The organism is Sphingosinicella xenopeptidilytica, assembly GCF_042676985.1.
GTDB classification, from domain to species: Bacteria; Pseudomonadota; Alphaproteobacteria; order Sphingomonadales; family Sphingomonadaceae; genus Sphingosinicella; species Sphingosinicella xenopeptidilytica.
Map to the genome: position 1 here is coordinate 119,470 of NZ_JBHTIK010000012.1, position 21,277 is coordinate 140,746.

Consider the following 21,277-nt stretch of genomic DNA (forward strand, 5'->3'; position numbering starts at 1 on the left):
TTAAGAGTTAGAGCGCCGCGCGGCGCAGGTGCGCGGCCGCCCGGTCGAGGAGGAAAACCACGAGAAAAATGACAACGAGGATCGTGCCGACATGGCCGTAATCGTACATGTCGTAACGGCCTTTGAGTTCCTGCCCGATGCCGCCCGCGCCGACGATACCGATGACGGTCGCCATGCGCATGTTGCGATCAAGCACATAGAGCGCGGCGGCGATGAAGCGCGGCATCGCCTGCGGCAGCACGGCCCAGCGGAGCTGCGCGAGCATGGTGGCACCGCCCGCCGCGAGCGCCTCCTGCGGGCGCGGGTCCAGCCCCTCCATATCCTCGCCGTAGACCTTTCCGAGATAACCCGCGCCGTAGAAGGCGAGCGCGAGGATGCCCGCGATCGGCCCGAAGCCGTAGGCGATGACGAGGAACAATGCGCTGATCATCTCCGGGATCGAGCGCAGCAGGCTGATCGCCGCGCCTGCGAGGCCGCGCAGCGCGGGCGAATGCGTGATATTGCGCGCAGCGCCGAGCGCGAGCGGAAAGCCGATGAGGATCGCGATTACTGTGCCCCACAGGGCGATCTCCAGCGTCTCCAGCATCTTCGCGGCGACGTGGACGAGATAGCCGACCGGCTCGACGAGAACCGTGGTGCGTTCGGCGCGCGGTTCCATTTCGAGCGTGTCGGGGTTGAGGGCCTGCGTGGTGGTTTCTACCGTTTCGATATGCGCGAACAGAGGCAGGTTTGCGGGATCGAAATTCTCTATCCGGCTCACCTCGGTGCTTGTGGAGATCTGGAGCGGAAACAGCTTGCCCGCGACCGCGCTGAAGCCGTCCGCGACTTCGGATTCGGGGATGAGCCCGACAGCAGCGAGCGCGGCCTCTCCGGTCATCGAGATCATGCGCCCGATCTCGACGCGCTGGCCGGTGATCCAGAGCAGCGCGAGGGCTGCGATAACAATGGCGACGGTGCGCGTTCCGAACGGGCTCGGGTAATGCCATGCGGCGGTGCTGTTCATGCCGCGAGCCCTCCGCTGGCGATGGGGACCGGCCCCGCCTCGCCATAGATCGCGCGGATGGCACTGCGGTCGAGATCGGCGGGGGTGCCGTCGAAGACCAGCCGCCCGTGACGCAGCGCGACGATGCGGTCCGCGAAGGCGCGTGCGAGTTCGATCTGGTGGAGGCTGCACAGCACGGTCGCACCGCGCACGCGCGCCTGATCGCGGATGAGGCCGAGGATATCGGTGCTGATGCGCGGATCGAGGCTGGCGACGGGTTCGTCGGCAAGCACGATCGCGGGGTCCAGCATGAATGCGCGCGCGATGCCGACGCGCTGCTGCTGACCGCCCGAGAGACTGTCCGCCCGGCGGCTCATGTGCGGGGGACCAAGGCCGACGGAGGCCGCGAGCATACACGCCTTCGTTTTCAGCGTTTCCGGGAAGAGACCGGTAAGCACGCGCGTCGGGCCGAGCGCCGGGAGTGCGCCCGTCATGATATTGGATGCGACGCTGAGGCGCCCGACGAGATTGAAGCTCTGGTGGATCATGCCGATCCGGCGGCGGATGGGTTTCACCGTGCGGAGCGTGAGATCGCGGCCTTCGATGAGGACACGGCCTTCGGTCGGCTCGGCGAGGCGGTTCGCCATGCGCAGCAGCGTCGACTTGCCCGCGCCCGACGGACCGAGGAGGACGCAGAACTGGCCACGCGGCACATCGAGCGATACATCGTCGAGCGCGCGCGTGCCGTCCGGGTAGCGCTTGCCGATGTTGCGGAAGCTGATGGCGGGCGCGTCCATTCTCAGCGGCTCGCCGACTTGGTGAGGATGCGGCTTTTGAGATCGTCGTCGACGAGCGCCATGCGCGATGCCGCGACGTTGAATTTCGATGCCGGGAATTTCACGTCGTAGCCGTCGATGCGTTTGCCGCCATAGCCGCGGATCATCTCGGGCGTCATGCCCGGCGCGTGCGCGATGTCGGCGAAGGCGGCGCGGAGTTTCGCCTGAAGCTTCGGTGCCATACGGCTGTTCACGGCGATCGGCGGATAGGGGATCGGGCTGCTCTTCGCGATCACTTTGAACTTCTTCGGATCGACCGCGCCCTGTCGCACGGCTTTCTCGTAAGAATCGAATGAGAGCGCGGCCGCATCGACACGGCCCTGCACCAGTGCGGCCAGGCTGTTCACGTGGCTGCCCGCCATGCGGATCTCGCCGAGATCGCGGACGGGATCGAGCCCGGCCTCGATGACCATCGCCATCGGGAACACGAAGGACGAGGCCGAATTCACGTCACCGAACGCGACGCGTTTGCCGCGCAGATCCTTCACGCTCTTGAAGGGCGCTTCCTTGCGCGCGAAGAAACCCGCGTAATAGACGGACTGGCCGTTTTCCACGCCGACCGCGAGCAGCTTCGCGCAGCCGCGCTTCTGTGCCTGAAGATAGGTGACCGGCCCCATGAAGGCGACATCGGCACGGCCGCCGCACATCGCCTCGACAACGGCGCCGTAGCTCTGCGCGACCTTGAGATCGAAGCGCACCCCGGTGCTGCGCGTGATCGCGTTGAACACCGGCTGATAGTCCGCGATCGTGCCGCTTTCGGTGCCGCCGTCGGCGGGGATGAGCACGACCGAGAGCGGCTTCGTCGCCGTTTGCGCAAGCGCGGGCGATGCGATGCCGATGAGGGTCGCGAGTGTCGCCGTCAGCCAGTGTCTCATTCGAGTCTCCATCGGTTCTTCGAAAACGGAGTCCCTAGAATTCGCGTATGACAGGTGTGTGATGCGGGCCCGCGCTGACCCGGGGAAGCGGGCCCGCATCCTCCCTCAGAACGTCGTGCTGTAGGAGACGTAGACGCTGCGCGGTTTGCCCTCGAACGGATAGCCGTAGTAGTATTCGGGGCTGCTCGTCGTCATCTCTCCGCGGACGAAGGCTTCGCTGAAGCGCATGTTGCCGTAGCCGTAACGCTCCGCATAATATTTATCGAAGACGTTGACGACGCGGACCGTGAAGCGGTGGTCGCGCTCCTCGCCGAGCCAGAGGCCGAGGGAGGCGTTCATCACGAAGTAGTTGCCGAAATTGTGCCGAAGCGCATTGCCGACGCCGCCGGTCGCGTATTCCGGGCCCTGATAGCGCGGGTAGAGCGTGATGTGGAAGCGCTGGTCCGGGCTGTGCCACGCGGCCGTACCCTGGATCATGTATTCGGGCGTCTCGTTGATCTGGAGCGTGGTGCCGTCGAGCCGCGCCTGCTGCTTGGTGTAGCTGACGTTCGCCGTCCAGCTCTGGCCGAGCGCGAGATTGAGTTCGGCGGTGAGGCCGCGAATTTCGGTGACGCGGTCGTTGTTGAAATAGGTGTTCGGCGTGAGGCCGGAGGTGGTCTGGATGCGGTTGGTGATGTCGGTGGTGAACCAGCCGAGTTCGGCGCTCACCTGCAGGTTGCCGAAGGCGTGGCTGTAGCCGGCGGCGGCGTTGTAGGTCTTGGTTTCTTCGGTCTTGAGATCGGGGTTGCCGACGAGCGTGGGGCTTTCGTTGAAGAGCTCGGTGTTGCGCGGCGTGCTGTAGGACGTGCCGCCGTTGGCGCGGAGGTAGAAATCCCCGATCGGCTGACGCACGCCGAACTTCCAGATCGTTTTCGAGCTGAACGCCTTCGCGAAATCGATACGCGCGGCGAGCGAGATTTTCGTATCGGGGCTGAACGGGATCGTCGGACGCAGATCGGCATAGAGGCCGGTAATCGTGGTGGAGGCGTCGCCGACCGGGAACACCGGATCGGAGTCGTTCTTGTAGGAGACGACCTGCACGCCGCCGACGACCTCGACGATATCCTTCAGCGTCAGCGTGTTGCGGAAATTGAGGCCGAGCTCGCGGAAGCCGCCGACCTTGGACGCGTCGCCGAAGCCCTTGTTGGCATAGGGGATCGATCGGCCGGTCGCCTTGCCGAACGCCACCGGCGTACGCGTGTCGGGATTGATGCAGCCCGTGGGGATGCGGCAGATCTCGGCGTAGGTTTCGGTGTTGTTGAGCTTGGGATTGCTCCAGTAACCGGTAAGTTCGGTGTAGAGCGCGTCCGACCAGCGGCGATCGAGCGAGAAGTCGACGATCGGGTAGCGCACGCGGTTCGGCGAATAGGTTTCGTTGTCGGGGAACGGATCGTGGAATTCGATCTGCGTGTACTGGCCGTTCAGGCGGAATTCGGATTTGTCGTCGATCTTCCAGAGATACTTGATGCCGATATTGCTGCGGTTGAGCGGATACTCCTGGATGCCGCCCGCGGCCGCGACGTTGTCTACATAAGACTCCGGGCTGAAGATGCGCGGGCCATCGGTTTGCACCGTGCCGCCGTAGACCATGATGCTGTGGCGGCCTTCGGAATCGATCGGGAAGGAGGCATTGCCCCAGATTTCGCGTGTGTTGAAGGAGCCGTAGTTGGCGCCGAGCTCGAACTTCTTGGTGCCGTCCGGGCGCTTGGTGACGAGGCTGATGACGCCGATGCCGCCGTTCGATCCGAAGAACAGGCTGTTGCCGCCGCGGAACACCTCGGCGCGCTCGATCATGTGTGGGTCGATCGTGGTCGAGCCCCAGATGTCTTCGAGCGCCGGGCCGCGGTCGTAGAGCGGCACGCCGTCGAGCACGACGAGCGTATCGCGATCGCCGCCGCCATCGAGGCGGATCGTGTATTCGCCCTCGTCGGGCGAGTAGCCGATGTTGGCGCCCTTGATGAGGAACTGCGCGAGCTCGGCGAAGTTGGTGGCGCCGCTCATCGCGATCTGCTCGGAGGTGACGATCTGGACCGAGTTGCCGAATTCGATGACGCCGGCGGCGAGTTCGCTCGGCTGTTCGAGCTGACGGCCGGTGACGATGATCGTCTCGGCATTGTCGGCGGCGTCGCCCGGATCGGCGGCGGCCATATCGGCCGCGGCAAGCGCGGGCAGAGCGCAGCCGGTGAGGACGAAGCCAAGGAGGGCGGCACGGGAGAGGGTCGGCGTCACGGAAGAATCCCCTTGTTGAAGCGCGTTGACGCGCGCCTCGGCCCGTGAGCGGCGAGGGGCTTCCCCTCATCCGATTCGCGAGGCCCCGGCGGCGCTCGCCACGGCCATAGGGGTCGCTCATGACAGCTTTGTGAAAAATACTCATTTCATGAATGAATAAAAATTGAGCCAGAATTTTCGGAGGTGCTTTGCTTGACGCTGCCGCTCGGCTGAGCTTTCCTCAGTCGTGGGGATGGAATCGTTGCAGGCGAAGGGTGTTCAATGACGCAGGGCGGTGCGCGGGATCAGATGCCGGTGGAAAATGCGCTGGCGCGAATCCGCATCGCACGGCCCACCATGCCCAAGGGTGCCGGGCGAATCGCCGACTTCGTGCTCGCCGAGCCTGAGCGCGTTGTCCGTATGTCGGTGACCGAGCTTTCGGAGGCGACGGGGGCCAGCGAAGGCAGCGTCATCAATTTCTGCCGCAGCCTCGGCCTCACGGGATTCCAGCACCTGAAGCTCAGCCTCGCGCAAGAGATCGTGCGCCCGGTGCAGTTCATCCACGAGGATCTGGAGAAGGACGACGACCTCGAAACCGTGTGCCGCAAGGTGTTCCATTCCGGCATCCAGGCCCTGCGCGACACGCATTCGGTGCTCGATCCGCAGGCGCTTGGGCAGGCGGTGGCGGCGATGCGCGCGGCGAAACGGATCGAGATCTACGGCATCGGCTCCTCGGCGCCGATCGCCGAGGATGCGCACTACCGGATGCTGCGAATCGGCCTCGACGCGCGCGCGATGACGGACAGCCATATCCAGGCGATCAGCGCCTCGCGCACGGGGCCGGACGTGGCGGTGCTGACGATCTCGCATACCGGTGCCACGCACGAAACGCTCACCGCGACGCGCCTTGCGCACGAGGCGGGTGCGAAGACGGTGGTGATCACCAACTATGCGCGCTCGCCGATCCAGAGCCACGCTGACATCCTGCTCTACACGATGGCGCGCGAAACGCGTTTCCGTACCGAGGCGATGGCGAGCCGCATCGCGCAGCTGTGCGTGATCGACGCGCTGATCGCCGCGCTCGCGCTCGCCGACTACGACCGCGCGACGGACACGCTGCGGCGGACCTTTGACATCCTCTCGATCAAGCGGTTCTGAGGCTTGCCGCCACCGATTCGAGTGTGCGCCCCGCCGCGCCGCCGATGGTGACGCAAGGCATACCCACGGCGGCCGCGCCTGCGACATCCGTGTCCGGGTTGTCGCCGATCATCAGCGCATCCTCGGGCGGGATATCGAGGAGGTCGCACGCGCGCATGAAGAGGCGCGGGGAGGGCTTGCCGACGAGCTGGTAGTCGAGTGGCCGCTTGCCTGTCGCCGCGAGCAGCGCCGCGAGCAGCGCGCCGGTTTCGGGCACGACCTCGCCGCCGGGGCCGGGGTGATTGAGATCGGCGTTCGAGACCAGCAGCGCCGCGCCGCGCAGGATCGCGTTCGCGGCGCGCTCGAGCTGGCGGAAGGTGAAGCGCGTGTCGCGCAGCAGCACGACGACCTCCGGCGCCTCGCGCGCGACGCTGATGCCGAGCGCGCGGGCGGCGGCGCGCAGGCGCGGATCGCCGAGGATCATCGCCCGGCGCCATGAACTCTCGGCGGCGATGCGGATCGTCTCGTAGCCGGCGAGGAGGATGCGGTCTGCTGGAATGGCGAGGCCGGCGTCGTCGAGGATGCGGGCGATCTGGTGGGGGAGATGCGTGCTGTTGTTCGAGACGATAACGACGCGGCCCTGCCAGCAAGACAACAGAGACGCTGCGCCGGGCTGGAGGCGGTTGCCGATCGCGAGGCAGCCGTCCCAGTCGACGAGCAGTGCGCGGGGGCGCAGGGGGGCTTCGCCGAAACCGAGGCTGGCATCGCAGCGGACAGGGGCGCGGCGGACGCCCAGGCTTGCAACTGACACTCCGCCGGTCTCCCCGCCGTTTCTGATCTCTTATACTCAATATACGAACGATATATAAATGAGCAAGTTTCAATTTTGAGAATCGCGAGGCCGGCGGGCGCGTTATCGACAAATTCGATCTGGCTGATTGAAATTATGCCCGAAAGGAAAAGCCGAACCGGGCGTATGTTATTTCCCGGACAGTGTGAGCGTTGACGTCCGATTCTTCAAAAACGGGGAGGTTTTCATGAAGAAGAGGTTGCTCGCAGGTGCCTTGTCATCTGCCGTGGTCCTGTTTTGCGGCGCTGCAACATTTGCCGCCAATCCCATGACATTCGCCGATCTTGTGAAACAACTTCAGGCCGAGAAGCCCAAGTTTGCAAAACGACAGCAGGACTTGCTCTCCGCGCGCTACGATCTTGCCAATCGACCCGCAGCCGGTGTCACCATGTCAGGCGGCAAGCCCGTACAAGCGGGCGTGCGCGTGAAGCTGCCGGCCGGCACGACGTGGGACCAGCTCGCGGCCATGTCTCCGGATGAAGTTCGCGACAAGGCGCTGTGGCCCGAGGGCTTCTATCCGCTGCCGCACCCGCACCACGAAGCGGGCGGCATGATCTTTCCCAAGCACGTGATCGACCGGACGAAGAAGGATGCGGGGCGCGACATCTCGCGCTTCGACCTCGATTTCGACCTGCCTGAACACATGCTCGCGGAATTCCCGGCGCCGATCTACCTGACGACGCGGCCGGACCTTGGCGACGTGTCGCGCGGGCAGCTGGTGACGACGCAGAACTACTACGATCTGTTCAAGGACGCGCTCAATCCCAAGCAGCTCGATGGTTTGCGCCTGCTGGTGACGCCGTTCCCGCAGCAGCAGTTCAACAACACCGACGATCGCCGGAGCCTGGAGCCGAGCCTCGGCGTTTCCTGCTTCGATTGCCATGCGAACGGGCACACCAACAATGCGACGCATACGGTGGGCGACATCCGGCCCAACGAATTTCGCCACCGGATCGACACGCCCTCGCTACGCGGCGTGAACATCCAGCGGCTGTTCGGATCGCAGCGCGCGCTGAAGACGGTGGAGGACTTCACCGAATTCGAACAGCGCGCCGCCTATTTCGACGGCGACCCGACGACCGCCGCGAAGAAGGGTGTGAACACGCTGAACCGCGCCGATCAGGTGCACGCCATGGCGGAGTTCCAGGAGCTTCTGGACTTCCCGCCGGCGCCCAAGCTGAATGTGCTCGGCAAGCTCGATCCCGCGAAGGCGACGGCAGCCGAGCTGCGCGGCGAGGTGCTGTTCAACGGCAAGGGACAATGTTCGGTGTGTCATTCCGGCCCGTATTTCACGGACAATCTGATGCACAATCTGAAGACCGAACGCTTCTTCAAGCCGAAGATGATCAACGGGCGCTACGCGGCGATGGACGGGCCGATCAAGACCTTCCCGCTGCGCGGCATCAAGGATTCGCCGCCCTATCTGCACGACAACCGGCTGATGACGCTCGACGACGCGGTCGAGTTCTTCAACATCGTGCTGCAGACGAAACTGACGGCGGACGAGAAGAAGGATCTGGTTGCGTTCCTCTACACGCTGTGAGGCACGAGGAGTGCTCCGGCGCTGCGCCGGGGCACTCCGCTTTCAGCGCGTTGGCTTGCGGATATCGCCCGGTTTCAGCGATTTGACGAACGGCACGTAGGCGCGGCAGGCGATGGTTTCCAGCCAGTCCATGCGGTGCCGCCACGGCTTTTCGTGACCCGCGAATATCGTCGTGCCTTCGAGCGAGGCGGAAATGAACAGGGCGACCGTTTCGCGCTCGTCCTCGGGCAGCGACGGGTTGAGTTCCGCGAGCAGCTCGTTGAGCACGGCGCGCGCGCGGCGATAGACCTCGTCGACGCGTTCGGAAACGAACGGATCGTGATTGGCGAGCGCCCAGATTTCCGGGAAGAAGCGCGTCGTCTTCTTGGTGGTGATGTCTTCGAGGATCAGCCGGATGAGGCCTTCGAAGCGTTCCTCCACGCTGGCGCCCTCGTCGTGGCTGATCGCGTCGAACGCTTCCTCGTAGCTGCTGATGACGGCATCGAAGAGCGCGCGGAGGAGCTCGTCGCGCGTCGGGAAGTAATAAGTGATGTTGCCGAGCTTCATGTCGCAGGCCTTGGCGATCGCCCGCATCGTCACGGCGCTATAGCCCTGCTCGACCATGATCGTGAGTGCCGCGCGCAGGATCTGCTCCATGCCATCCTGTCCGCGCGCGTAACCGCCCTCGCGTGGCACGACCTTCAGATCGGGAACAATGAACTCAGGCAACACGGGACTCCTTCGACTCTCGCCGGAGCGTCTAGAGCAACCTGCGCGATTCCGGAATCGCGCAGGTTGCTCTATCTCTTTTGCCCGCATCGCTTTTGCGGAAAACCGGTTCCCACTTTTCCGCGCGATGCTCTAGCGCGCTGATTTTGCACCCACAAATTAGTACGCTTGACAAAAATTGGACGCAAGACCTAAATCATTTCCGCACTTTAGGGAAGTGCGACTCGTCGAATGGCGATGCTGAGGGAGGGAATCATGTCACGACGCGCCGGGATTCTGGCCGCCACGCTGCTGCTTGCCGTGAGCAGCGCCGCCACCATCAGTGCCCATGCGCAGCAGGCCTTCCCGCAGCCGCTGCCCGAAGAACCGATTCCGTCGGTCGCGACGCTGCCCGAACGCTATCCGGACAGCTACGTCTATGTGCATGATTTTCATTTCAAGGCCCTGCTCGATGGCCGTGCGGCGATCGTCGACGTGTCGAGCCCGTCCTCTTCGGTGAAGGGGCATGTGTCGATCGCGCAGTTCGGCACGATTCTGCCGACGACGACCGGCAGCGAAATCTACACGGGTGAGACGTTCTATCCCCGGCTGACGCGCGGGGAACGCACCGACGTGATCACGATCTGGGACAAGGCGACGCTGGCGCCCAAGGGCGAGATCGTGCTGCCGGGCGGCAAGCGCGGCCAATTCGTGACGCTGCGGAACGCGATGCAGTTCACGAACGGCGAGAAGTGGATGCTCGTCTTCAATTTCACGCCGGGGTCTTCGGTCACCGTCGTCGATCTTGAAGCACGGAAGATCCTTGGCGACATCGACATGCCCGGCTGTTCGCTAATGTATCCGACTGGCGCGCGCGGGTTCAGTTCGCTGTGCGCGGACGGCACCATGATGACGGTGCTGCTCGACGAGGCCGGCAAGGCGAAATCGACGAGCGCGGGCAAGGCGGTGAACGACATCGACAACGACCCGTGGTTCATGACCCCCGCGATGGTGGGCCGGACGGCGTGGTTCGTCAGCTTCAAGGGCAAGCTGCGCGGGTTCGACTTTTCCGGCGACAAGCCGCGCGATCTCGGCGGTTTTGCGATGGTCCCCGGAGATGCAGAGAAGGGCTATCGTCCCGGTGGCTGGCAGATCGCCTCCTCAGACGCGGCCGGACGCATCTATGTGCTGATGGATCCGAACGGTGCGCCGGGCAGCCACAAGAATGGCGGCACCGAGGTGTGGGTGGCGGACACGGCGAAGAAGACGGTCGCACGCAAGATCGCGATGAAAAACCACACGCTTTCGATCGAAGTGACGGCCGGCGCGAAGCCATATCTCGTTGCCGCGCTGCCCAGCGGCAGCCTCGATGTCTATGATGCGAACAGCGGCGATTTCCTCCACACCGTGGTCGATGCTACGAACGATCCGATGACCATGACGGCGTCGGGCAAATGAGCTTCGCGGGCGACAGCATCGCGCTGTTTCTCGCGCTCGTCCTGCTGTCGGCGGCGGCCCACAAGGCCTTCCAGCCCGAACGCATGGCGGGCGCGGCGGCGCGGCTTGCAGGCACGAACGCGGGCTTCGGCAAGGCGCTGGCCGCGGCGGCCGGCGCGACCGAACTTCTCGCGGCGATCGCCCTGCTGTTCGCCGCAACGCGGCCAGCCGGCGCCGCCATTGCCGCAGGGCTCTGGCTTACCTACGCGGTGCTGCTGGTACGGCGCCGCGGCGAGGCTTTCGATTGTGGTTGCACTTTTGGCGCGCACACCGCGGCTCCCCGGGTCTTTGCTCCGGCGCGCGCCATCTTTTTCGCAGGCCTTGCCGGTGCGGCAGCGCTGCTGCCCGCGGGCGCGGGTTCGCCGGAGCCGCTGTTTGCGGCGCTCGCGCTTTTCAGCCTGCAGTCCGCCGCCGGTGAACTGGCGTCCATCCCTCAACCCCATTGGAGGCACGCATGAGCATGATCGTCGTCTCACAGGTGCTGCTCTGGATCACCGTTGCCGTGCTCGGCGTGCTCGTCGCGGCGCTCGCGCGGCAGGTGGGCGTGCTCCACGAACGGATCGCTCCCGCGGGCGCGCTGACGCTCCACCAGGGCGTGAAGGTCGGTGACGTCGCCCCGGAAATGCATGTGAAGTCGCTGAGCGGCGACGCTGTCGTGATCGGCGGCGCGCGTGGCCGCAGCCAGCTGGTCTTCTTCCTTTCGCCTGACTGCCCCATCTGCAAGACGCTGCTGCCCGTGTTCAAGTCGGCCGCCGCCGCCGAGCGCGGCTGGCTCGATGCGATCCTCGCGAGCGACGGCGATGAAGCCGCGCACCGGCGCCTGATGATGGCCGAAGGGCTGGCGGGCTTCCCCTACGTCCTCTCCGAGGATCTGGGGCGTCGCTTCGGCGTGTCGAAGCTGCCGTACGCGGTGCTGATCGGCGAGGACGGCAAGATCGCCTCGCTCGGCCTCGTCAACACGCGCGAGCATCTTGAAAGCCTGTTCGAAGCCAAGGAGCGCGGCGTCGCCTCGCTCCAGGACTTTCTTGCGAAACGATAGGGGGAAGCAGCCATGGCCATCGACAAGATCACCGAAGCGCTCACCCGCCGGGTGGCGAAAACCACCTCGCGCCGCAGCATCCTGACGCTGATCGGCGGCGCGATCACCGGCGCTGCGGCGTTCCCCGTGCTGCCCGTCTCGCGCGCCTATGCGGCGGCGAACCCCGCGCACGGCGGCGGCGGCGGCAGCATCGGGCCGCAGCCGACGGGCAATCCGCAGGATCCGGGCGATCAGGCGAGTTGCGACTACTGGCGCTACTGCGCGATCGACGGCTTCCTGTGCTCATGCTGCGGGGGCACGGCGAGCACCTGCCCGCCGGGCACGGAGATGTCGCCGATCACGTGGATCGGTACCTGCCTCAACCCGGCGGACAACCGCTCCTACATCATCAGCTACAACGACTGCTGCGGCAAATCCTCGTGCGGGCGGTGCCTGTGCAACCGCAACGAGGGCGACCGGCCGATGGTGCGGCCGCAGGAGAACAACGACATCAACTGGTGCCTTGGCACGTCGAGCGCGATCTACAATTGCTCGACCGCCGTTATCCTCGGCGTGGCGCTGGAGAAATGACGATGCTGCGTATCGCGGCCGCGATGCTGCTGATGGCGCTGCCCGCGGCGGCCGAGGCCGCAGATGGGCCGGCGCTCTACAAGCGCTGCGCGGCGTGCCACCTCGCCACCGGTGCGGGTGTGCCGGGCGCGTTCCCTTCGCTGAAGGTGGAACCCGCGGCGCTCGCGGCAAAGCCGGACGGGCGGCGTTTCCTGGTGCTGGCGTTGACGCGCGGCCTCTCCGGGCCGCTCGTCGTCGACGGCAAGACCTATCGCGGCGTCATGCCCGCGCAGCCGATGAAGGACGACGAGGTCGCGGCGGTTCTGAACCATGTGCTCGACACGATCGCTGCGGCCGACAAGAAGGTCACGCGCTTCAGTGCCGACGAAGTGGGCGGTATCCGCAAGGGCGGCGCGGCGCTGACCCCGCGTCAGGTCGCCGAACTGAAGGCCGCGATCAAGTGATGCTGCGCGGCATCCTCGCGCTTGCCGCTCTCGCCGGCGTTGCCGGTGCGGGGCTTGCGGCGCAGGGTGTCACCCGCGAGACGGGCGTTTCCAATCCGGCGCTCGCGCGGCAGAACTGGATCCTGAAATGCCAGGGCTGCCACCGGCCCGACGCCACCGGCACGGCCCAGACGACGCCCGCGATGGCGGGCGTGGTGGCGAAGTTCCTGCATGTGCCGGGCGGGCGCGAGTATCTGGGGCGCGTGCCGGGGGTGGCGACCGCACCGGTCGGCGACGCTGAGCTCGCGGACTTGCTGAACTGGACGCTCTACCGCTTCGACGGCGCGCATGTGCCCGCGGACTTCAAACCCTATACGGCAGCGGAAGTGGGGAAGCTGCGCAGGGCTCCGCTGCGGACCGAGGCACCTGTCGTGCGGGCCGCGCTTATGGCAAAGATAAACGCTCTTGCGGAGGGCGGTGACTCATAGAGTTCAGGGAAAACAAAAAAGGGGAAGTCATGACCAAGACCATTTCAGGAAGGACGGCCGCGTTCGCTGCCGTCGTGCCGATTCTGCTGGCGGGTACCGCCGGGATCGCGAACGCGCAGGAAAATACCGAGGCTGCCCCGGCAGACACGGAAATCGTCATCACCGCGACGAAGCGCGCCGAGCGGCTTCAGGACGTGCCGATCTCGGTCTCTGCGATCGGCGGCGACCAGCTTTCGAAATCACGCGTGACGAACGCCGACGAACTTGTCACCAAGGTCGCGAACCTGCAGCTCACCAGCATCGTCGGCGACAACACGCCGATCTTCGCGCTGCGCGGCGTTTCGATGTCGGACTACAGCCTCAACCAGTCGAGCCCGGTCGCGACTTATTACGACGAGGTCTACAAGGGCAATTTCGCGTTCCTCGGCGTCGCGATGTACGATCTTGAGCGCGTCGAGGTGCTGCGCGGGCCGCAGGGTACGCTCTACGGCAAGAACACCACGGGCGGCGCGGTGAACCTCATCAGCCGCGCGCCGGAACTCGGCGAGACGAGCGGCTATCTCAATCTCGGCTACGGCAATTACAACCGCATGGACGCAAGCGGCGCGATCAACGTACCGATGGGCGACAAGGCGGCGGCGCGTGTCGCCTTCACCTTCGCCCGCGCTGACGGCTGGTTCAAGAACCAGCTGCCGGGCGAGCCCGACCTTGCGGGCGTGCGCGAATATGCGGTGCGCGCTTCCGTTCTGCTGGAACCGACCGACGGTGCGCGCTTCATCCTGCGCGGCTCGACGAGCTACCAGAACCCGCGCAACTACGGCATTTACGCGCAGCCCGCCGAGACGGTCCGGCCGGGGCTGAGCAAGCGCGAGATCGAGGCGAACGTCACCGAACGCCGCCAGGCGCGAACCTACTCGCTCGCGCTCACCGGCAACATCGACGTGTCGGACACGCTCACCGTCACCAGCATCACCTCGTGGGACAAGGGCAAGCTGTTCTTCTACGAGGATACGGACGGCACGGCGAGCGAGCTTCTGGAAATCCCCTATTACGACAAGGCGAACCAGTTCGCGCAGGACCTGCGCCTGACAAGCAATACGGGCGGGCCCTTCGACTTCATCCTCGGCGCCCATTTTCAACCGCGAGAAAGTGTTCAACCGTACCACGTTTGAAATCGGCAAGGACATCGATTCCGACGGCCTGCCGGGCGTGACCGCCGATGACTGCGCGATCGGACTTCCGGTCGGCTGCCTGACGCGCAACAGCTTCGATCAGGTGAAGAAGAGCTTCGCGCTCTATACCGACATGAACTACGATATCACCGACTCGATCACGCTGCGCGGCGGCCTCCGCTACACGCACGACACGGGGCGGCAGACCGATTTCGAATCGAATGCCTACGGCCCGGATGAAGTTCTGGTGGTGAACCTCATTCCGCCGTCGAACCTGAAATACAGCACCGACAATATTTCCGGGAAGATCGGCGTAGACTTCAAGCTCGCGGACGGCGATCTCATCTACGCGCACTTCAGCCGGGGCTACCGCGCGAGCAGCTTCAACGCGCAGGCGTTCTTCGATCCGTCCGAGCTTTCCATCGCGAAGCCGGAAAAGGTGAACGCATACGAGATCGGCGCCAAGACCCAGTTCGCGGACCGGGCCGTGACGCTCAATCTCGCAGCGTTCTACTACGATTATCGCAACCAGCAGTTCATCAACGTCGATTCACTCTCGGCAGCGCAAACGCTGCTCAACATTCCGAAATCGCGGATCATGGGCGGCGAGGCCGAACTCAGCATCCGGGCAAGCGATATGCTCGGCCTGCGCGCGGGCGTCGGTATTCTGGACTCCAAGATCAAGAAGGGCACGGTGAGCGGCGTCGACGTTTCGGGGAACGAACTCTCGAACGCGCCGTCACTGACCTTCAACGGCGGTTTCGACTTCACCGTGATGGACTCGGATACCGGCAAGCTGAGCCTGCACGGCGACGTGAGCTACGCTTCGAGCCAGTATTTCGAAGTGCTGAACGTGCCGCGTCTGCAGCAGGGCGCCTATGCGCTGCTCAGCGCGCATATCGACTACGAAAGTGCCGATGGCCGGTGGAACGCGTCGCTCTGGGGCAAGAACCTCGGCAACGAGTTCTACTTCACCTCGCGCGTCGATCTGCTCGCGGGCTTCGGTTTCGATTACAATCACATCGGCGCGCCGCGCACTTACGGCGTGACGGTCGGTTACAAGTTCTAAAGACGACGATACTGGGGAAGGATCGGTTATGGACGACTATCGGCTGCTGATCGGCGGCGCGCTGGTGCCGGGCGATATGACAATGGATGTCATCAACCCGGCGACGGAAGAGGTGCTCGCCGTTTGTCCGCGCGGATCGGAGGCCCAGCTCGATGCTGCGGTTGCCGCCGCGAAGGCTGCCTTCCCCGCATGGTCGCGGCGTTCCATGCAGGAACGCCGTGATCTCCTCCTGAAACTCGCCGACGCGATCGAGGCGAAGGTGGATAGCTTCGCCCGGCTGCTGACGCAGGAACAGGGCAAGCCGCTCTCCGAATCGACAGCGGAAATCGCCTATACGGCGGCGTTCATGCGTTACCTCGCGTCACTTGAACTCGAAAGCAGACTGATCGAGGACAACGATACCCGCCGCGTCGAGATGCGGCGGAAGCCGCTGGGCGTGGTCGGCGCGATCATTCCGTGGAATTTCCCGGTGCTGATTGTCGCCTTCAAGATGCCGATGGCGCTGCTCGCCGGCAACACCATCGTTATCAAGCCCGCGCCGACGACGCCGCTCACGACGCTGAAACTGGGTGAACTCTGCGCGGAGATTTTCCCGGCGGGTGTCATCAACATCGTGACCGATCAGAACGATCTCGGCGGCAAGCTGACGACGCACCCGGATATCGCCAAGATCTCGTTCACCGGCTCCACCGAGACGGGCAAGAAGGTGATGGCGAGCGCGGCCTCCAGCATCAAGCGCATCACGCTCGAACTCGGCGGCAACGATGCAGCGATCGTGCTGCCCGATGCCGACCCCAAGACGATCGCGCCCGGCATCTTCGGCGCAGCGATGATGAACGCGGGGCAGGTGTGCCTCGCCGTGAAGCGCGTCTACGCCCATTCTTCCATCTATGAGGATCTTTGTGCCGAGCTCGCGAAGCTGGCGGACGCGGCGATCGTGGACGATGGGCTCGCGCAGGGCGCGCAGATCGGCCCGCTGCAGAACAAGATGCAGTACGAGAAGGTGAAGGGTTTCCTCGACGACGCGCGCGCGTCCGGCAATATCATCGCGGGCGGCGAGACCGTGGATCGGCCCGGCTACTTCATCCGACCGACGATCGTACGCGATGTTTCGGACGGCACGCGCATCGTGGACGAGGAACAGTTCGGACCCATTCTGCCGGTCATTCGCTACGATGATGCGGAAGAAGCGCTCGAACGCGCCAATGCCTCGCCGTGGGGCCTTGGCGGCTCGGTGTGGGGCAAGGACCGCGACACGGCCTACGACATCGCGACGCGCATGGATTCGGGCACGGTGTGGATCAACAAGCACCTCGATTTCGGGCCGAACATCCCCTTCGGCGGCGCCAAGCAATCCGGCATCGGCGTCGAATTCGCCGAGGAAGGCCTGCACGAATTCACGCAGGTGCAGATCATCAACGAAGCGCGATGACCGTGCCTTTCGAGTGGAATCCGCCCGCGCGAACCAATTTCGCGCGGGACCGGATGCAGCGTCTTGCGCGCGAGCGCGGAACCGATCGTGCCCTGCTGTGGGTCGATGCGGGCGGCCGCGTCGAGGACATCAGCTTTGCCGCGCTTGACGAACGGGCGGCGCGGGCCGCTGCCGTTCTGAAAAACGCGGGGGTGAAGCGCGGCGATACCGTGCTGATCCTGCTGGCGCGCGAACTCGAATGGTGGGAGCTGATGCTCGGTTGCCTCCGGCTTGGCGCCATCGCCTCGCCCGGCACGGTGCAGCTGATGCCCAAGGACATCGCCTACCGCCGCACGGCGGCGCAGGCCGTGTGCGTGATCGCGGGTGCGGATATCGCAGACCGCGTCGATGCCGCGCTTGGCGATGATGCAATCGCGAAGCTCCATATCGGCGGGCCGCGTTCGGGCTGGGGCGACTATTCGGCGCTTGCCGCGAAGGCGGAGCCGCTCACGGAGATCGCCGACACGGCATTCGATGATCCCGCTCTCTGCTATTTCACCAGCGGCACCACCGGAAACCCGAAGATGACGATCCACGGCGCGGGCTATCCGCTCGCGCACGAGATCACGGCGCGCTACTGGCTCGATCTCGGTCCCGGCGACCTGATGTGGAACGTGTCCGACACGGGCTGGGCGAAGGCGGCGTGGTCCAGCCTGTTCGCGCCGTGGATGATGGGCGCGGGTATCTTCGCCTATCATGCGCCGGGCTTCGATGCGGAGGCGGTGCTTGGCCTCCTTGCCAGATATCCGGTGACGACACTGTGCGCGCCGCCGACCGCGTACCGCATGTTCGTGCGCTCCGATCTCGGCACGCGGCGCTTCGAGACGCTGCGGCGCTGCGTGAGCGCGGGCGAACCGCTCAATCCCGAGGTGATCGACCTGTGGCGCGCGGCGACCGGGCTTTCGATCCACGACGGCTACGGCCAGACCGAAACGGTGATGCTGTGCTGCAACCGCGAGGGTGCGGAGCGGCAGGGCGCGATGGGAAGGCCCGCACCCGGCATCGACCTTGCCGTGATCGGCGAGGGCGGCGAGCGCCTGCCGCCGGCTGAGGAAGGCGACATCGCGCTGCGCGTTGCGGAGGGGCGCCCGCCGGGGCTCTTTCTTGGCTACCGCGACGACGACGAACGCACGGCGAGCGTGTTCCGCGACGGCTGGTATCTGACCGGAGACCGCGCCTTTGTGGATGCGGACGGCTTCTTCTGGTTCGTCGGCCGCGCCGATGACGTGATCCTGTCGGCGGTATACCGGATCGGGCCGTTCGAGGTGGAAAGCGCGCTGTTCGAGCATCCGGCGGTCGCCGAAAGCGCCGTCGTGGCGAGCCCCGATCCGACGCGCGGCGAGGTGGTGAAGGCGTTCGTGGTGCTCGCGGCCGGGCACGCCGCTTCGGATGCGCTCGTTGAGGCCTTGCAAACGCATGTAAAATCCACGACGGCGCCCTATAAGTATCCGCGCAAGATCGAATTCGTCGCATCGCTGCCCAAGACAGTGAGCGGCAAAATCCGGCGCAAGGAATTGAGGGAGCAGGAATGGTCCGGGGAGAATCGCAAGGCTTGAGTCATTTGGGCTTGAGCCACGTCACGGGCGCAGGCGAACCGCCGCTGATCGAGAAGCCGATCGGCGCGATGCTGGCGGAGGCTGCGGCGCGTGACCCGGATGGCGAGGCGCTTGTCGTCCGGCATCAGGGCGTGCGGCTGACGTGGGCGGAGCTGAAACGGCGCAGCGAAGCCGTGGCCTGCGGGCTGCTGGATGCGGGCGTCCGCCCCGGCGATCGCGTGGGCATCTGGGCGCCGAACTGTGCGGAATGGACGATCCTGCAATTCGCAACCGCGTGTGCCGGCATCATCCTCGTGAACATCAATCCGGCCTATCGCACCAGCGAGGTCGAATATGCGCTGAAGAAGGTCGGTTGCCGCGCGCTGGTGACGGCGGTGCGGCACAAGACGAGCGACTATGTCGCCATGCTGCGCGAACTGATGCCGGAGCTGGCGGAAGCGACGCCCGGAACGCTGCGTGCACGGGCGCTGCCGGACCTCAGACTTGTCGTGACGATCGGCGAGGAGGCCCACGCGGGCTGCCTGCACTTCGATGCGCTCGAAGCTGAGATTGATACTGCGCGGCTCGCCGCGATCCCGATTGATGCGAACGATGCCGTGAACATCCAGTTCACCAGCGGCACCACGGGCTTCCCCAAGGGTGCGACGCTGACGCATCGCAACATCCTCAACAACGGCTATTTCGTCGGCGCGGCCATCGGGCTTTCGAAGGCAGACAGGGTGTGCATCCCGGTGCCGCTCTACCACTGCTTCGGCATGGTGATGGGCAACCTTGCCTGCCTCGCGCACGGGGCGACGATGGTCTACCCGGCGGAGAGCTTCGATCCGTTGGCGGTTTTGGAGACGGTTTCGGCGGAGCGCTGCACGGCGCTTTACGGCGTGCCGACCATGTTCATCGCCGTGCTGGGGCGGCCGGAGTTCGAGAGTTTCGATGTATCCTCGCTGCGCACCGGTATTATGGCGGGCTCGCCGTGTCCGATCGCGACGATGCGCGAGGTGATCGACCGGCTTGGGATGAGCGAAGTAACGATCGCTTACGGCATGACCGAGACGAGCCCGGTGAGCTTCCAGAGCGCGATGGACGATCCCATCGAGGAGCGCGTCTCCACGGTGGGCCGCGTGCAGCCGCATCTCGAGGTGAAGATCGTCGGGCCGGAAGGCGAGACGCTGCCGCGTGGCGGGGCAGGCGAGCTCTGCACGCGCGGCTATTCGGTGATGCAGGGCTATTGGGACGATGCCGTACGCACGGCCGAAGCGATCGACGAAGACGGCTGGATGCACACCGGCGACGTCGCGACGATCGACGAGAAGGGCTATTGCCGCATCACGGGCCGCATCAAGGACATGGTGATCCGCGGCGGCGAGAACATCTATCCGCGCGAGATCGAGGAGTTCCTGCTCACCCACCCGCACATCGCGGACGCGCAGGTGATCGGCGTGCCCGACGACCGGTTCGGCGAGGAGCTGTGCGCTTGGGTGATGACGCGCGGCGGCATCGTACTCTCCGAGGAGGAGGTGCGCGATCACTGCCGCGGCCGCATCGCGCACTACAAGGTGCCGCGCTATGTGCGGATCGTGGAAACCTTCCCGATGACGGTGACGGGCAAGGTGCAGAAGTTCGTGATGCGCGAAACCATGATCGCGGAACTCGCGGGCTAGGTCTTATCCGAAGAGCGATCGCGCGCGGGCCATGCGCTCCAGCGCTGCGTCGATCGTCGTGTCGGCCTTGGCGAAGCAGAAGCGCACCACCGATGTGACGGGTGTTTCGGCATAGAACGCTGACACCGGAATCGCGACGACATCGCCCTCGCGCGCCAGCCGGTCGCAGAAGCTCACGTCATCGAGCGCGATGCCGGTGGCGGCAAGGTCGACCGAGAGGAAATAGGTGCCTGCGCTCGGCAGCGTTTTCCAGCCCGCGGCTTCGAGGCCGCTTGCCAGCCGGTCGCGCGATCGGGTGAAATCGGCGCGCATCGTGGTGAAATAATCGTCCGCCTTGCCGAGCCCGTAGGCGACGGCCGCCTGCAGGTTCGGCGGTGTCGTGAAGGTGAGGAACTGGTGCGCGCGGGCGAGTGCGTGCGTGAGCTTCGGCGCGGCGCACATCCAGCCGACCTTCCAGCCGGTGAGCGAGAAGATCTTGCCGCCCGAGCCGATCTTCACCGTCCGCTCGCGCATTCCCGGCTGCGCCATGATCGGCGAATGGGCGCGGCCATCGAACACGACATGCTCCCACACCTCGTCGCTGATGACGACGGCGTCGTGCGCGACGACGAAGCGGGCGAGGAGCGCGAGTTCGGCGTCGGAGAACATCGTCGCCGTGGGATTGAGCGGGTTGTTGAGGAGAACGACGCGCGTGCGGGGCGTGAAGGCCTCGGCAAGCGCCGCTTCCGTGAGCCGCCATTCGGGCGGTTCGAGGCGAATCAGCTTCGGCACGCCGCCTGCCTGGCGAACCATCGGCAGGTAGGCGTCGTACATCGGCTGGATCATCAGCACCTCGTCGCCGGGGCTGACGAGCGCAAGGATCGACGCGGCGAGCGCCTCGGTTGCGCCGGAGGTGACGGTGATCTCGCGCTGCCAATCGAGATCGATGCCCTGATGGCGGCGGTAGTGATCGGCGACCGCCTGTCGAAGCGCTGCGATGCCGGGCATCGGCGGATACTGGTTGTAGCCTTCGGTGAGCGCGCGGGCGCCGGCTTCCAGCACGTCGCGCGGCCAGCCCGCGTCGGGGAAGCCTTGCCCGAGGTTGATGGCGCCCGTTTCGCGGGCAAGCGCCGACATCTTCTCGAAGATCGTGGTCGGCAGGTTGGCGTAGAGCGGATTCATGAGAAGGAGTCATAGGA

The 21,277-nt window shown here is 65.2% G+C and carries 20 protein-coding genes; 13 read left to right on the forward strand and 7 right to left on the reverse strand.

From position 1 onward, the window contains the following. Positions 1 to 7: 7 nt before the first annotated feature. From phnE to ACFQ00_RS16145, 4 genes are all read right to left on the reverse strand, one after another. Entirely contained in the window at positions 8 to 1,003 is a 996-nt protein-coding gene (gene phnE / locus ACFQ00_RS16130; protein ID WP_381493094.1) for a phosphonate ABC transporter, permease protein PhnE, read from the reverse strand. Then, positions 1,000 to 1,779, reverse strand: a complete 780-nt coding sequence (locus ACFQ00_RS16135; RefSeq protein WP_381493099.1) for a phosphonate ABC transporter ATP-binding protein — start codon at positions 1,777 to 1,779, stop codon at positions 1,000 to 1,002. Before ACFQ00_RS16135 ends, phnE begins: the two co-directional genes overlap by 4 nt. A 2-nt stretch (positions 1,780 to 1,781) precedes the next feature. Next, entirely contained in the window at positions 1,782 to 2,693 is a 912-nt protein-coding gene (locus ACFQ00_RS16140) for a phosphate/phosphite/phosphonate ABC transporter substrate-binding protein (protein ID WP_381493102.1), read from the reverse strand. A 105-nt stretch (positions 2,694 to 2,798) separates the two neighbouring features. After that, positions 2,799 to 4,961 (reverse strand): TonB-dependent receptor plug domain-containing protein, encoded by a 2,163-nt coding sequence (locus ACFQ00_RS16145; protein WP_381493105.1) that lies wholly within the window; start codon positions 4,959 to 4,961, stop codon positions 2,799 to 2,801. A 261-nt stretch (positions 4,962 to 5,222) separates the two neighbouring features. On the opposite strand from ACFQ00_RS16145, the gene ACFQ00_RS16150 reads away from it, so the two are divergent. Beyond that, the gene (locus tag ACFQ00_RS16150; RefSeq protein ID WP_381493108.1) at positions 5,223 to 6,098 is read left to right on the forward strand and encodes a MurR/RpiR family transcriptional regulator; all 876 of its coding nucleotides are present in this window, start codon (positions 5,223 to 5,225) and stop codon (positions 6,096 to 6,098) included. Here the strand turns inward: ACFQ00_RS16150 and ACFQ00_RS16155 are convergent. Continuing rightward, a complete protein-coding gene (locus ACFQ00_RS16155) occupies positions 6,085 to 6,888 on the reverse strand; it encodes an HAD-IIA family hydrolase (protein ID WP_381493111.1) in 804 nt (267 codons plus the stop codon). The genes ACFQ00_RS16150 and ACFQ00_RS16155 overlap by 14 nt on opposite strands. Before the next feature lie 226 nt (positions 6,889 to 7,114). On the opposite strand from ACFQ00_RS16155, the gene ACFQ00_RS16160 reads away from it, so the two are divergent. Continuing rightward, positions 7,115 to 8,470 (forward strand): cytochrome B6, encoded by a 1,356-nt coding sequence (locus tag ACFQ00_RS16160; RefSeq protein WP_381493114.1) that lies wholly within the window; start codon positions 7,115 to 7,117, stop codon positions 8,468 to 8,470. Between the two features lie 42 nt (positions 8,471 to 8,512). On the opposite strand, the gene ACFQ00_RS16165 is transcribed toward ACFQ00_RS16160, so the two are convergent. Then, entirely contained in the window at positions 8,513 to 9,178 is a 666-nt protein-coding gene (locus ACFQ00_RS16165; RefSeq protein ID WP_381493116.1) for a TetR/AcrR family transcriptional regulator, read from the reverse strand. Positions 9,179 to 9,433: 255 nt separating this feature from the next. On the opposite strand from ACFQ00_RS16165, the gene ACFQ00_RS16170 reads away from it, so the two are divergent. The 11 genes from ACFQ00_RS16170 to ACFQ00_RS16220 are packed head-to-tail and all read left to right on the forward strand — an operon-like array spanning position 9,434 to position 20,099. Further along, the gene (locus ACFQ00_RS16170) at positions 9,434 to 10,615 is read left to right on the forward strand and encodes an amine dehydrogenase large subunit (protein ID WP_381493119.1); all 1,182 of its coding nucleotides are present in this window, start codon (positions 9,434 to 9,436) and stop codon (positions 10,613 to 10,615) included. After that, complete coding sequence (locus ACFQ00_RS16175; RefSeq protein ID WP_381493122.1) at positions 10,612 to 11,112, forward strand: MauE/DoxX family redox-associated membrane protein; 501 nt, start codon at positions 10,612 to 10,614, stop codon at positions 11,110 to 11,112. Before ACFQ00_RS16170 ends, ACFQ00_RS16175 begins: the two co-directional genes overlap by 4 nt. Next, a complete protein-coding gene (locus ACFQ00_RS16180) occupies positions 11,109 to 11,693 on the forward strand; it encodes a redoxin family protein (RefSeq protein ID WP_381493125.1) in 585 nt (194 codons plus the stop codon). Before ACFQ00_RS16175 ends, ACFQ00_RS16180 begins: the two co-directional genes overlap by 4 nt. A gap of 12 nt (positions 11,694 to 11,705) precedes the next feature. After that, positions 11,706 to 12,263, forward strand: a complete 558-nt coding sequence (locus ACFQ00_RS16185; protein WP_381493128.1) for a methylamine dehydrogenase light chain — start codon at positions 11,706 to 11,708, stop codon at positions 12,261 to 12,263. Between the two features lie 2 nt (positions 12,264 to 12,265). Beyond that, entirely contained in the window at positions 12,266 to 12,706 is a 441-nt protein-coding gene (locus ACFQ00_RS16190; RefSeq protein ID WP_381493131.1) for a c-type cytochrome, read from the forward strand. After that, positions 12,706 to 13,173, forward strand: coding sequence for a cytochrome C (locus ACFQ00_RS16195; protein WP_381493134.1), 468 nt, complete (start codon positions 12,706 to 12,708; stop codon positions 13,171 to 13,173). Before ACFQ00_RS16190 ends, ACFQ00_RS16195 begins: the two co-directional genes overlap by 1 nt. Before the next feature lie 29 nt (positions 13,174 to 13,202). Then, the gene (locus ACFQ00_RS16200; protein ID WP_381493137.1) at positions 13,203 to 14,345 is read left to right on the forward strand and encodes a TonB-dependent receptor; all 1,143 of its coding nucleotides are present in this window, start codon (positions 13,203 to 13,205) and stop codon (positions 14,343 to 14,345) included. After that, positions 14,323 to 15,414: a TonB-dependent receptor gene (locus tag ACFQ00_RS16205; RefSeq protein WP_381493140.1), complete on the forward strand. Its 1,092-nt coding sequence runs from the start codon at positions 14,323 to 14,325 to the stop codon at positions 15,412 to 15,414. The genes ACFQ00_RS16200 and ACFQ00_RS16205 overlap by 23 nt, the downstream gene beginning before the upstream one ends. A 28-nt stretch (positions 15,415 to 15,442) precedes the next feature. Next, on the forward strand, positions 15,443 to 16,846 hold the full coding sequence (locus ACFQ00_RS16210; RefSeq protein WP_381493142.1) for an aldehyde dehydrogenase family protein: 1,404 nt from the start codon (positions 15,443 to 15,445) through the stop codon (positions 16,844 to 16,846). Then, entirely contained in the window at positions 16,843 to 18,441 is a 1,599-nt protein-coding gene (locus ACFQ00_RS16215) for an AMP-binding protein (protein ID WP_381493145.1), read from the forward strand. Before ACFQ00_RS16210 ends, ACFQ00_RS16215 begins: the two co-directional genes overlap by 4 nt. 5 nt (positions 18,442 to 18,446) lie before the next feature. Further along, a complete protein-coding gene (locus ACFQ00_RS16220; protein ID WP_449325423.1) occupies positions 18,447 to 20,099 on the forward strand; it encodes an AMP-binding protein in 1,653 nt (550 codons plus the stop codon). 3 nt (positions 20,100 to 20,102) lie between these two features. On the opposite strand, the gene ACFQ00_RS16225 is transcribed toward ACFQ00_RS16220, so the two are convergent. Beyond that, complete coding sequence (locus tag ACFQ00_RS16225; protein ID WP_381493153.1) at positions 20,103 to 21,260, reverse strand: aminotransferase; 1,158 nt, start codon at positions 21,258 to 21,260, stop codon at positions 20,103 to 20,105. Positions 21,261 to 21,277 lie beyond the last annotated feature (17 nt).

Bases quoted from the DNA above. Each gene is read 5' to 3' on its own strand.
- ACFQ00_RS16200 (WP_381493137.1), top strand. From the start codon at position 13,203: ATGACCAAGACCATTTCAGGAAGGACGGCCGCGTTCGCTGCCGTCGTG.
- ACFQ00_RS16170 (WP_381493119.1), top strand. From the start codon at position 9,434: ATGTCACGACGCGCCGGGATTCTGGCCGCCACGCTGCTGCTTGCCGTG.
- ACFQ00_RS16175 (WP_381493122.1), top strand. From the start codon at position 10,612: ATGAGCTTCGCGGGCGACAGCATCGCGCTGTTTCTCGCGCTCGTCCTG.
- ACFQ00_RS16185 (WP_381493128.1), top strand. From the start codon at position 11,706: ATGGCCATCGACAAGATCACCGAAGCGCTCACCCGCCGGGTGGCGAAA.
- ACFQ00_RS16180 (WP_381493125.1), top strand. From the start codon at position 11,109: ATGAGCATGATCGTCGTCTCACAGGTGCTGCTCTGGATCACCGTTGCC.
- ACFQ00_RS16160 (WP_381493114.1), top strand. From the start codon at position 7,115: ATGAAGAAGAGGTTGCTCGCAGGTGCCTTGTCATCTGCCGTGGTCCTG.
- ACFQ00_RS16215 (WP_381493145.1), top strand. From the start codon at position 16,843: ATGACCGTGCCTTTCGAGTGGAATCCGCCCGCGCGAACCAATTTCGCG.
- ACFQ00_RS16210 (WP_381493142.1), top strand. From the start codon at position 15,443: ATGGACGACTATCGGCTGCTGATCGGCGGCGCGCTGGTGCCGGGCGAT.
- ACFQ00_RS16150 (WP_381493108.1), top strand. From the start codon at position 5,223: ATGACGCAGGGCGGTGCGCGGGATCAGATGCCGGTGGAAAATGCGCTG.
- ACFQ00_RS16135 (WP_381493099.1), bottom strand. From the start codon at position 1,779: ATGGACGCGCCCGCCATCAGCTTCCGCAACATCGGCAAGCGCTACCCG.
- ACFQ00_RS16190 (WP_381493131.1), top strand. From the start codon at position 12,266: ATGCTGCGTATCGCGGCCGCGATGCTGCTGATGGCGCTGCCCGCGGCG.
- phnE (WP_381493094.1), bottom strand. From the start codon at position 1,003: ATGAACAGCACCGCCGCATGGCATTACCCGAGCCCGTTCGGAACGCGC.
- ACFQ00_RS16195 (WP_381493134.1), top strand. From the start codon at position 12,706: ATGCTGCGCGGCATCCTCGCGCTTGCCGCTCTCGCCGGCGTTGCCGGT.
- ACFQ00_RS16140 (WP_381493102.1), bottom strand. From the start codon at position 2,693: ATGAGACACTGGCTGACGGCGACACTCGCGACCCTCATCGGCATCGCA.
- ACFQ00_RS16225 (WP_381493153.1), bottom strand. From the start codon at position 21,260: ATGAATCCGCTCTACGCCAACCTGCCGACCACGATCTTCGAGAAGATG.